Below are 10,922 nucleotides of genomic sequence, written 5' to 3'. Positions count from 1 at the left end.
ACTCTTCACTCTTCACTCTTCACTCTTCACTCTTCACTCTTCACTCTTCACTCTTCACTCTTCACTCTTCACTCTTCACTCTTCACTCTTCCAACCTCCAACCTCGAACCTCCAACCTCAGCGATCGCGGTCGAGGACATAGCCGACCGCGAACTCGAGCCCTTCGCGCGACACCGACGCCGGAAACGATTCGAGCGCGCCCAGCGCCCGGTCGGCATACTCGCGTGCAATCTCCCTGGCGCGATCGATCGCCCGGTGCCGCTCGAGCATCTCGAGCAACGCGCGCTCGTCCCCGCTCTCGAAGACGTTCTCGCCGGCGATCCGCCTGACCCGGTCGACGTCGTCGCCGGAGGCGTCCTGCAGCGCGAGAATCAACGGGAGCGTCGCCTTCCCCTCGCGGAGATCCGCCAGAACCGGCTTGCCGATCACATTCGCGGTCTGCGTGTAGTCGAGCAGGTCGTCGGTGAGCTGGAAGCAGATTCCCAGGTTGTATCCGTAATCGTGAAGCGCGCGGAGCTCGGCCGGGTCGAGATCGACGAGGTGTCCGGGAAGCTGGCAGCCGGCAGCGAAAAGCGACGCCGTCTTTCTGCCGATCAGCTCGAAGTACTCGTCACTGGTCAGATCGATCCGCCCCTTCGTCTCGAGCCCCAGGATCTCACCCTCGGTGAGATGGATCGTCGCGTCGCAGAGAAGATCGACGATCTCCATCCGCCCTTCGCGAATCGCCATCTTCATCGCATGGGTGTACAGATAGTCTCCGACCAGAACCGTCAGATGATTTCCCCAGTGGTAGTTGACCGAGCTGCGACCGCGTCTGGTATCGGCGCCGTCGATGACGTCGTCATGAACCAGCGTCGCGGTGTGGATCAGCTCGATGACCGCCGCGTACCGGACGTCGGCATCCCCCTCGTAACCGATCATCGACGAGGAGAGGAGCAGCAGCGCGGGCCGGATCCGTTTCCCCCCTCCCGCGAGAATATGCTGGCCGACGTCGTTGATCGTGGCGATCTCCGAGCGGAAGTTCTTTTCCAGCTCTTCCTCGACGAGAAGGAGACGAGGCGCGATCACTTCGAGAAACTTCGCGGTTGTGGCGGCGGTCGCCTCGCGGGCGATTGAGCCTCGGGAAATCGTCACAGTTCCGAAGAATAAACCATTTCGGCCCGCCGGAGAATCAGCGGTAGTTCTGGAACTGAATCGGGATGCCGAAGTCCTTCTCGCGGATGATCGCCATGGCCGCCTGAAGCTCGTCCTTGTTGCGACCCGAGATCCGCACCTGGTCGCCCTGAATCGAAGCCTGGACCTTCATCTTCGCGTCCTTGATCGTCTTGACGATCGCTTTCGCCTTCTCCTGCTCGATTCCCTGAACGACTTTTGCGTGCTGCCGGACCGTCCCCATCGAAGCCTGATCGACCTTCTGATAGTCGATTCCCTTCAGCGAGACCTTCCTCTTGACGAGCTTGCTCTCGAGAACGTCTCTGACGCTCGCCAGCTTCTGCTCGTCGTCGCTCACGAGCACGATCTCCTGATCCTTGATCTCGATCGAGCTCTTGCTTCCGCGAAAATCGAACCTCTGCGAAAGCTCCTTCTGCGCCTGATTCACGGCGTTGATCACTTCCTGGAAGTCCGTCTCGGAAACGACGTCGAATGAAAAGTCTTTGGCCACCTGTCCTCCCCTTCTCAGTTCTCGTCAGTTCTCGTCAGTTCTCGTCAGTTCTCGACAACCGAGGCGCCCGGAGGCGGGTCGAAGGAGAACGTCGATGCAGCGACTCGGACCGGCCGGTAGTTCGACAGCCGGAACCTGGTCCGGTTGCCCGCGTCGTCGACCCAGCTCAGCTCGCGGACGTATCCGGATCTGCGATCGACCTCGATCTCGATCTCGCTGACGAGTCCCCGCTTTTTCGGTGCGAGCTTCACGACCTTCGAGCCCTGCCTCGACTCCTGCGAGATCGCGTAATTCTGTTCGAGCCACTCCGTGTTCGTCAGAAACACGAATGGGAGCGACGCTCTCTCGTCCGCGCCCACCTCGTGAACGAGCACCTGGTTGTCTTCCTTCGCCCAGAACCACGAGGTCGTGCCGTCGAAAACGAACGTCTTGACCTCCGGGCTCTCGTAGCTCCAGCGCATGTTCGGAAGTTTTCCAATCACGACGCTCCCCGATTCGACACGCGGTTTGCTGAAGCCCTTTGCCGTGAACTCCTGGGTGAAGTCGGCGCGATGACCGGCGCTCTTCATCAGAGCGTCGCGAAGCTCGGATGCGGTCGAAGCCGACACGCCCGAAGCAACGAATGCGACGAACAAAGCTGTCAGAGAAACTCTGAGGGTTTTCATCATGATCTCCTTCCGACGGGGCGTCAGAAACGCTCGACGTCGATGGAATTGACCGCGCCGGTTACGATGAATGCTTTGCCGATTCGCGTGTCTTCCGTCGGATGAAGATAGAAACCCGGCGACGCCGGATTGTATTCGGGAGCAATCCCGCGAAGTACCTCGCCATCCCCGAACTCGATCGACACGAGGCTTCCCGAAGACGGAGAGTCTTCTCTACCTCGAAAGAAGATCGCCTTGAGCTGATCGAATCGAATCGACTCGTGCGAACCGTCGGCAAATGCGACGGTCCGGGCTTCCATGTCGATCGTCGGAGTCGAGCTCAGGCGAACTGTCCTCCCGTCGATGAATCGGAGAACAACCGGCGCTTCGGTCACTTCCTTCGCTTCGTCGGCCATCAGAAGAGCTCGATTCCCCATAGATCGTGAATGTGGAGGATCCCCTCCGGTCGTCCTGCGTCGTCCGTGATGAACAACGATGTGATTTTTCGATTCTCCATGATCGCAAGTGCTGCCGATGCCAGCTCTGAGCCATCGATGGTTCTGGGATTCCCATGCATGCACTCGACGGCCCTCTTCCCCACCATCCGCTCGTCCTCGACCAGCAGACGCCTCAGATCGCCGTCCGAGATCACCCCGGTCAGTTTCCCGTCACCGTCGACCACCGCCGTGATCCCGAAGCCCTTCCGAGACATCTCGTAGATCACTTCCCGCATCAGCGTATCTTCCGCGACAACCGGGATCTCGTCGCCGGCGTGCATCAGGTCGACGACTCGGAGAAACCGCTTCCCGAGCTTCCCGCCAGGATGGAGAAACGCGAAGTCCTCCTCTCTGAACCCTCTCGCGACGAGCACCGCCATCGCCAGAGCATCTCCCAGCGCAAGCGACGCCGTCGTGGAGGCCGTCGGGGCCAGACCGAGCGGACACGCCTCGCGGCTGATCTCCGCCGACAGGTGGACGTCAGCATGCCGCGCCAGCGACGAGGCCGGCTTCCCCGTGATCGAGATCAGCTTCGCACCGATCCGCTTGATCGGCTCGACCAGCTTGACCATCTCCTCGGTTTCACCAGAGTTGGAAACCGCCAGCACCACGTCCCCCCTCACCACCATCCCCAGATCCCCATGAATAGCCTCGGCGGGATGGAGGAACAGCGACGGCGTTCCGGTCGAGGCCAGCGTCGCTGTGATCTTCCTGCAGATGATTCCCGATTTGCCGATCCCCATGGTTACGACCCGCCCATTGGCATCACGGATCATTTCGACGGCTGTAATGAACGATTCATCGAGCCGGGAGACGAGCTCTCCGATGGCGGCCGACTCGACCTCGAGGACTCTCCGCCCTTCCAGAAGGGCTGGGTGGAGCGCCCGATCGTTCTCCCCGATGTCCTCCGAGCTCACGCGGCGAAGAATACCACCGTACCGGACCGGGGGCCATGCCACTGAAACGGGCGGCGGAACCGCTCCGGTGATAGACTTCACGCTTTCGCTGGGCGCCCCCCTCACCCGGATCAGAGGCGGCCCGGACCCAACGAGAGGACCTGAATGACAGAGCACGCGACCGTGTCGAGAACCCTGCCCGTGGAACCGAAGAAAATCTTCTGGAACCCTTCCCAGTCGGAGCTTCGCGAGATGGCAGCCGCGATGCCGAATGCCCGCGTCACCGAGTTCGACAACCTCAACGTCGAGACCCGGGTCACCTCCCGGAGCAAGCTCTCGACCTTCATCGCAACCGACTCGTCCCGGGAGCATTCGGATCAGACCATCACACGAAACGAATACGACCGGGTCGCCGCGCTGCAGGACAAATACGTCCGCGATCGGGAGATGATCGTCATCGAGGGCTACATCGGGAACGACCCGGAATACCGGACCCCGGCGAGGCTGATCATCGAAAAGTCCCACGCCAACATCGCGGCGATGCAGCAGATCCTCTACTACCCCGCTTCGGAGGAAGACCTCGAGTCGTTCGAGCCCGCTGTCCAGGTGATTTACACCCCGAATCTCAAAATGGAGGGCTACCCCGAGGACCGGCTGATTGCGGTCGACCTCTCCGCGAATATCACCCGGGTATTCAATTCGGACTACTTCGGCGAATCGAAAAAGGGGGGCCTCCGGATGTGGAACCGGATGATGTACGACAGAGGCGGCCTGCCGCTCCACGCCGGATGCAAGGTGATCCCGGTCGACGGAAACAAGAAAACCGGACTCATCGTCGGTCTGTCGGGCACGGGAAAGACGACGACGACCTTCACGAAACAGAACGACTCGTCACCGGTCCAGGACGACTTCGTCGCCCTGATGCCGGGAGGTAAGATCGTCGCCACCGAGAACGGCTGCTTCGCCAAGACGTTCGGGCTGAGCCGCGACGACGAGCCGACCATCTACGACGCGGTCACCCAGCCCTCCGCCTGGCTCGAGAATGTCTCGATGGACAAGGACGGAAAGGTCGATTTCTTCGACACCAGCTACACGCAGAACGGTCGCGCCGTCATCCGGATGGCCGACGTCGCCGGCAGCGCCGATGCCCGCGAGATCGACAAGGCGGACTTTCTCCTCATTCTCAACCGGAACGAGAACATCATTCCCGCCGTGGCCAAACTCGAGGGAGCCACGGCTGCGGCTTTCTTCATGCTCGGCGAGACCAAGGGAACGAGCGCCGGTGGAGCTGCCGAAGCTGGCAAGAGCCTGCGCGTTCCGGGAACCAATCCGTTCTTCCCTCTTCTCCACGCTCTCCAGGGCAACCGTTTCCTCGAGCTCTTCGAAGGATCCCCGATGGACGTCTACCTGATGAATACGGGAAGGATCGGAGGGGGCGAGAACGACGAACGATCGAAGAAAGTGAAGATCCGGCATTCCAGCGCCATCGTGGAGGCAATCGCCGAGGGGACGATCGAATGGGAGGTCGACGAGGAGTTCGGCTATCAGATCGCCCGCTCCGTTCCCGGCTTCGAAGGGGAGGATCTCGATTTCCTGAAACCGAAACGGCTCTACGAGAGGCAGAACCGGATCGACGAGTATCTCGGCCTCGCGGACCGGTACAAGACCGAGCGGCGGGAGTACCTCGAAAAGTGGAACGGCCTCGATCCGCGCATCATCGACGCCGTCCCGGCTCCCGACGAAGAATAGGCAATCCGGTTCAACTGACGAGGTTGCGCAATCTCCCCCATCACCGGGAGGGCGAGGCGCCCGCCGAGCCGCACCGCGACGGGCTGGCGCGATGAAACATCTCACCGGGAGGGCGAGGCGCCCGCCGAGCCGCCCCGTGACAAGCTGGCGCGATGAAACATCTCACCGGGAGGGCGAGGCGCCGGCCGAGCCGCACCGCGACGAACTGGCGCGATGAAACATCTCACCGGGAGGGCGAGGCGCCTGCCGAGCCGCACCGCGACGAACTGGCGCAATTGTCCCCCACCCCCGAGGTATCCTGAATCATGGCAAAGTTGCCCCACCGCCGCCGACCCGCTCGAGGGGTATCGTGGCGCGATGATCAGCCAACGATCATTCTCGATACGGTTTGCGTGCGCGACAGACGTCCCATCCTCGCCAACGAGGCGTTCATGGAGAGCCTGGTCGAATGCTGGGAAGAGGCTGACCGTTTCCTCGTCGGGCGATTTGTCATCATGCCCGACCACATTCACTACTTCTGCGCACCGACCTCGGCGGAGCACGATTTCACTCGTTGGGTCATGTTCTGGAAAAGTCTCGTCACGCGTCGAACGGGGATACGTATGCAGAGCGGCGAATGGGACACTCGCATCAGGAGTGAGTCTCATTATGCCGACCGGTGGGAGTACGTGCGGTGGAACCCCGTGCGAAAAGCTTTGGTGAACGACCCTGACGCATGGCCGTTTCAGGGAGAGATGCACCGGATCGTGTGGAATTCGGGCCGTTGGTCGGGACCTGTCGAGGCTCGGCAGAGGCGGCCGCGATGATTGATTCAGGCAAGCTCGCTACGGGGCGGCTCGGCAGGCGCATCGCCCTCCCGGTGGAATGGAACGTCGCGGGTTTCAGGGTTGATTCAGGCAAGCTCGCTACGGGGCGGCTCGCAGGCGCATCGCCCTCCCGGGGGGATGGGACGTCGTGGGTTTCAGGTTTGATTCGGGCAAGCTCGAGACAGTGCGGCTCGGCAGGCGCCTCGCCCTCCCGGGGGGATGGGACGTCCTGGGTTTCAGGGTTGATTCAGGCAAGCTCGCTACGGTGCGGCTCGGCAGGCGCCTCGCCCTCCCGGGGGGATGGGACGTCGTGGGTTTCAGGTTTGATTCGGGCAAGCTCGAGACGGTGCGGCTCGGCAGGCGCCTCGCCCTCCCGGTGGTGGGGACATCGCGCAAGTCCCGACAATCCTCTCTCAGCCTGCATCGCCGACCGATTCGACGATCACGTCGACGACTTCCTCCACGGTCATCTCCGAGGTATCGATCACCCGGTACGTTTCATTGACCGTCAGAGGTGAGTCGACTCGCGTAGAATCCTGCCGGTCCCGTCTCTCCTGATCCGAGAGAACCTCTTCGAGCGAAGCGTCCACACCCTTCTGCTTCAGCTCCCGCCAGCGACGACCCGCTCTCACCTCCGGGCTCGCCGTCAGAAAGAACTTGTGGGGTGTATCGGGAAACACCTTCGTTCCGATGTCCCGCCCTTCCAGCACCCCCCCCGATCTTCTGCCGATCTCCTGCTGCAGTGCGACGAGCCTTCGACGCACGCCGGGGTGAGCCGAAACTGTGCTCGCAACCAGACTGACCTCCGGTGTCCGGATCTTTCCCGCCACATTTTCCCCGTCGGCGACCACTTCGTTCTCGCCGTTCCGGGTCTCGAAATCGACGGTTGTGCGCGAAGCGAGATCGACGACACCGATCTCGTCCGATGGATCGATTCCCGCTTCGATCACGCGGAGTGCAACCGCGCGGTACATCGCTCCGGTATCGATGTGCGGAATGGCCAGCCGGCGGGCGACCGCCCTGCTCGTGCTCGACTTCCCGACACCGGATGGCCCGTCGATGGCGACGATGATCACTTCCGTCCTCGCGGCTTCCGGGCGCCCTTTGTCCCCGCGCTCCGCCCGGCGGGTTTCCCCGACCCCGCCCTGGGAGAACGACTTTTCGCCTTCGAATCCCGCCCCTTCGACCGACCACCGGAGGAAGCCTTCCGTTTTGGTCCGGCTGAGACCGCCTTCCCCCTCCCGGGTCCTCTCTTCCCGGACTTTCCTCTGCCGCCGGGATCTCGCGGCACCGGTTTCTTCGGTTCAGTCGTGAGAAGGGCCACCTCGTCGGGGGAGAGATCGCGCCATTGCCCCCGCGGAAGTTTCGGATCGCGAAGCCCTCCGATCGCGATCCGGCGGAGTCGCATGACCCGGTGGCCAACGAGATCGAACATCCGACGGATCTGCTGCTGCTTTCCTTCGGTGAGGGTGACCTCGAGCCAGGCATTGGAGGAGTCCGCTGTCCGGCCGCGCCGCACGCGCTCGATCCGGCACGGTCTCGTCTTTGTCCCGTCCTCGAGCCGGATTCCGCGACGAAGCTTCTCGAGCGTCGCTTCGTCCGGACTCCCCTGCACTTTCACCCGGTAGAGCTTCGAGCAGCCGTATCGCGGATGCGTCAGCCGATCGGCCAGCTCGCCGTCGTTGGTGAGCAGCAGCAACCCCTCGGAATTGAAGTCGAGCCTGCCAACGGGGAAGAGCCGCTCCCGAAGCGGCCCGACGAGATCGACCACCGTCGGCCGTTCCTCCGGGTCCGACATAGTCGTCACGTAACCCTGCGGCTTGTTGAGAAGAACATAACGCTTCTCCTCGGGGGGTCGCAGCAGCTTTCCACGAACCTTGATGTGGTCACGGACCGCATCTGCCTTCGTCCCGAGCTCGGCGACTTCGCCATTGACCGTGACCTCGCCCGACCGGATGAGATCCTCCGCCTCACGACGCGACGCGAGCCCTGCTCGGGCGATGAGCTTCTGGACTCGTTCCTCAGCCATCCTTCTCACCATCACCAGCGACGACCGGGGTAGCGGACTCCTTCCGTTCGGAGTCTTCTTCGTCGTGGGCGCCGTCCTCCGTCGGTTCGGTGATCTCGTCTTCCTCGAACATCTCTTCCGCTGAAGGCTCCTCGGAATCGTCCTCGAAGGGGACTTCGCTGATCCCGTCCGATGTATTGAGACCGGAGAGGAGGAGCTCTCCCTCGACCATTTCTCCGACCAGCTGACCGAACTCCTCGAGATCCGGGAGGTCCTGAATCTTCTCCAGGCCGAAATGCATCAGAAATTCGCTGGTCGTCCGATAGAGAAAAGGGCTCCCGACGACATTCTTCCGACCGGCGATCCGGATGAGCTTCTTGTCGAGGAGCGTTCGGAGAACACCCGACGAGTTCACTCCGCGGAGCTCGGAGATTTCCGGCCCGGTGATCGGCTGGCGATACGCTACGATCGCGAGCGTCTCGAGGGATGCAATCGACAGTCGGTTCTCGCGCCTTTTCTCGAAGAATTTCCGAAGGTAAGGGTCGTACTCCGGTCTGGTTGCGAACCTGAATCCGCCGCTGACCCTTTCGAGCCGGATGCCGCCGAAGTGCTCCCCGGAACGTCGTTCGATCTCGGAGATCTGCGCGTCCACGGCGGACAGGTCGGTGTCTCCGATCGCATTGGTCAGCTCGGCCAGCGAGACCGGCTCAGCCGAGGCGAGCAAGATGGCTTCGATCGCGGCACGAATCTCATTTTCATTCATAAATCCTCACCATACTCTCAGGCGTCCTCGAAAGCAGAAAGCTGATCGACTGTGATCTCCCGGCCGGTGCGGTGAATCACGAGACCGCGACGCGAATCCTCCCTGATGGATATGCCGCCGAGGCGGACGAGCTCGAGCATGCCGAGAAAAATCGCGACGAGCTCCGGGCGATCGCGTCCCTCGAGGAACCAGAGAAGCCCGATCGGCTCGGAGGCTTGCGCGACCGCCGACATCAGCTCGTTCATCTTGTCGGAGATCCGATGAACGGAGCGTCTCAGCTCGAGAGGTGCCGGATGCGCGCTCCTGTAGCGCTGCATCGCCGTGTGAAACGCACCGACGAGATCGAAAAGCGAGACTTCGCTCATGTCGAGCTCGGGCGTTTCCTCCCCCGGATCCGGCTTCATTGCCACCGGCCGGCTCCACACCCCGATCCGGACAACGTCGATCTCGGCAAACGTCTCGGCCACCGCCTTGTACTTCTGATATTCGACGAGCCGCCGGACGAGCTCGGCGCGTGGGTCTTCCTGTTCCCCCTCGTCTTCGCCGCTCTCCCGCGCGGGGAGCAGCATCTTCGATTTGATGTGCACCAGCAGCGCGGCCATGTAGAGATAATCGGCCGCGATCTCGAGATCGAGCTCTTCCATCGCCCCGAGGTACGCGTTGTACTGATCGGTGATCAGAACGATCGGGATGTCGTAGATGTCGATCTCGTGTTTCCTGATGAGATGAAGGAGAAGATCGAGAGGGCCCTCGAATGCCGGCAGAGTAACCCGATACGACGCCTCATCCGGTGGCGACTGTTCCCCCCGGCCGGTTCCGGCGATCGGTTGTTCGACGCGGTCCACTCCTGTCATCGGCGCAGCTCCGGATAGGAAAGCGACATCGACGAGCGAACCATTTCGAGCGTTTCCGCGGCGCGCTGCCGGGCGCGTTTGCTTCCGTCCCGGAGCACGTCCCACACGTACGACGGGTTGCGGTCGAGCTCTTCGCGGCGGGCGCGGATCGGCGCGAGTGCCTCGACCATGATGTCGGCGAGGAGCTTCTTGTCCTGGACGCATCCGATCTCGGCCGCCCGGCACTCGCGATCGACGCGGTCCCGCGTCTCCTCGTCGGTGAAGATTTTGTGGAACTGAAAGAGATTGCAGATGTCGGGATTGCCTGGATCGGTCCGCCGGATCCTGTTCGGATCGGTGAAGAGATTCGCCACGATCGCGCGGATCTCCTCCTCCGGTGCAGTGAGAGGAATCGTGTTGCCGTACGACTTCGACATCTTCCTTCCGTCGGTCCCGGGAACCTTCGGCGTTTCGGTGAAAAGGGCCTGAGGCTCGGGGAAAACGGGCCCGTAAAAGTTGTTGAAGCGCCGGACGATCTCCCGCGAGAGCTCGAGATGCACGGCCTGATCCTCCCCGACCGGAACGTGGCCGGCCCTGTAGATGATGATGTCGGCCGTCTGGAGCAGCGGATAGCCGAGAAAGCCGTAGGTATTCAGATCTTTCTCGGCGAGCTGCTGTTGCTGTTCCTTGAAGGTGGGAACCCGCTCGAGCCAGGGCAGTGGCGTGACCATCGACAGCAGCAGGTGAAGCTCCGCATGCTCCTTGACCTCGCTCTGAAGGAAGATCGTCGATCGGGAGGGATCGAGTCCGGCAGCGAGCCAGTCGGCGGTCGCTTCGAAAACGGCCTGACGGATATGACCAGGGTCCGCGTAATCGGAGGTGAGAGCATGCCAGTCGACCACGACGTAGAAGCAGTCGTAAACGCCCTCATCCTGGAGCCGGACCCAGTTTCGAATCGCGCCAAAGTAGTTGCCGAGATGCACCGGACCCGTCGGCCGAAGACCGCTGAGTACGACGTTGCTCCCTTTGTCAGTCAAGATCGATCAACTCCCGGAAAGATTGT

Annotated in this window: 12 protein-coding genes; 2 read left to right on the top strand and 10 right to left on the bottom strand. The window is 62.0% G+C overall.

What is annotated here, in order from left to right; translation table 11 throughout:
- Positions 1 to 117 precede the first annotated feature (117 nt).
- Genes KY459_14855 through KY459_14835 form a run of 5 tightly spaced genes read right to left on the bottom strand, consistent with a single transcriptional unit; the run spans position 118 to position 3,580 of the window.
- Positions 118 to 1,134, bottom strand: a complete 1,017-nt coding sequence (locus KY459_14855) for a polyprenyl synthetase family protein (protein ID MBW3565989.1) — start codon at positions 1,132 to 1,134, stop codon at positions 118 to 120.
- Positions 1,135 to 1,171: 37 nt separating this feature from the next.
- The gene (locus KY459_14850; protein ID MBW3565988.1) at positions 1,172 to 1,663 is read right to left on the bottom strand and encodes a YajQ family cyclic di-GMP-binding protein; all 492 of its coding nucleotides are present in this window, start codon (positions 1,661 to 1,663) and stop codon (positions 1,172 to 1,174) included.
- Between the two features lie 44 nt (positions 1,664 to 1,707).
- Entirely contained in the window at positions 1,708 to 2,328 is a 621-nt protein-coding gene (gene lolA, locus KY459_14845; GenBank protein MBW3565987.1) for an outer membrane lipoprotein chaperone LolA, read from the bottom strand.
- A 23-nt stretch (positions 2,329 to 2,351) separates the two neighbouring features.
- Positions 2,352 to 2,723 (bottom strand): hypothetical protein, encoded by a 372-nt coding sequence (locus KY459_14840; protein ID MBW3565986.1) that lies wholly within the window; start codon positions 2,721 to 2,723, stop codon positions 2,352 to 2,354.
- On the bottom strand, positions 2,723 to 3,580 hold the full coding sequence (locus tag KY459_14835; GenBank protein ID MBW3565985.1) for a KpsF/GutQ family sugar-phosphate isomerase: 858 nt from the start codon (positions 3,578 to 3,580) through the stop codon (positions 2,723 to 2,725). Before KY459_14835 ends, KY459_14840 begins: the two co-directional genes overlap by 1 nt.
- Positions 3,581 to 3,865: 285 nt before the next feature.
- On the opposite strand from KY459_14835, the gene KY459_14830 reads away from it, so the two are divergent.
- Positions 3,866 to 5,449 (top strand): phosphoenolpyruvate carboxykinase, encoded by a 1,584-nt coding sequence (locus KY459_14830; protein MBW3565984.1) that lies wholly within the window; start codon positions 3,866 to 3,868, stop codon positions 5,447 to 5,449.
- 305 nt (positions 5,450 to 5,754) lie between these two features.
- Positions 5,755 to 6,255: a hypothetical protein gene (locus tag KY459_14825; GenBank protein ID MBW3565983.1), complete on the top strand. Its 501-nt coding sequence runs from the start codon at positions 5,755 to 5,757 to the stop codon at positions 6,253 to 6,255.
- A gap of 413 nt (positions 6,256 to 6,668) precedes the next feature.
- On the opposite strand, the gene cmk is transcribed toward KY459_14825, so the two are convergent.
- Genes cmk through trpS form a run of 5 tightly spaced genes read right to left on the bottom strand, consistent with a single transcriptional unit; the run spans position 6,669 to position 10,899 of the window.
- The gene (gene cmk, locus KY459_14820) at positions 6,669 to 7,331 is read right to left on the bottom strand and encodes a (d)CMP kinase (protein ID MBW3565982.1); all 663 of its coding nucleotides are present in this window, start codon (positions 7,329 to 7,331) and stop codon (positions 6,669 to 6,671) included.
- Positions 7,328 to 8,284, bottom strand: a complete 957-nt coding sequence (locus KY459_14815) for an rRNA pseudouridine synthase (protein ID MBW3565981.1) — start codon at positions 8,282 to 8,284, stop codon at positions 7,328 to 7,330. Before KY459_14815 ends, cmk begins: the two co-directional genes overlap by 4 nt.
- A complete protein-coding gene (gene scpB / locus KY459_14810; protein ID MBW3565980.1) occupies positions 8,277 to 9,026 on the bottom strand; it encodes an SMC-Scp complex subunit ScpB in 750 nt (249 codons plus the stop codon). Before scpB ends, KY459_14815 begins: the two co-directional genes overlap by 8 nt.
- Before the next feature lie 17 nt (positions 9,027 to 9,043).
- Positions 9,044 to 9,880: a segregation/condensation protein A gene (locus tag KY459_14805; protein MBW3565979.1), complete on the bottom strand. Its 837-nt coding sequence runs from the start codon at positions 9,878 to 9,880 to the stop codon at positions 9,044 to 9,046.
- Positions 9,877 to 10,899: a tryptophan--tRNA ligase gene (gene trpS, locus KY459_14800; protein ID MBW3565978.1), complete on the bottom strand. Its 1,023-nt coding sequence runs from the start codon at positions 10,897 to 10,899 to the stop codon at positions 9,877 to 9,879. The genes KY459_14805 and trpS overlap by 4 nt, the downstream gene beginning before the upstream one ends.
- Positions 10,900 to 10,922: the final 23 nt, after the last annotated feature.

The sequence above is a fragment of the Acidobacteriota bacterium genome, from assembly GCA_019347945.1.
In the GTDB taxonomy this organism is placed as follows: Bacteria; Acidobacteriota; Thermoanaerobaculia; order Gp7-AA8; family JAHWKK01; genus JAHWKK01.
The sequence above is the reverse complement of the archived record's forward strand: the minus strand, read 5'-3'. Positions and strand labels throughout refer to the sequence as shown.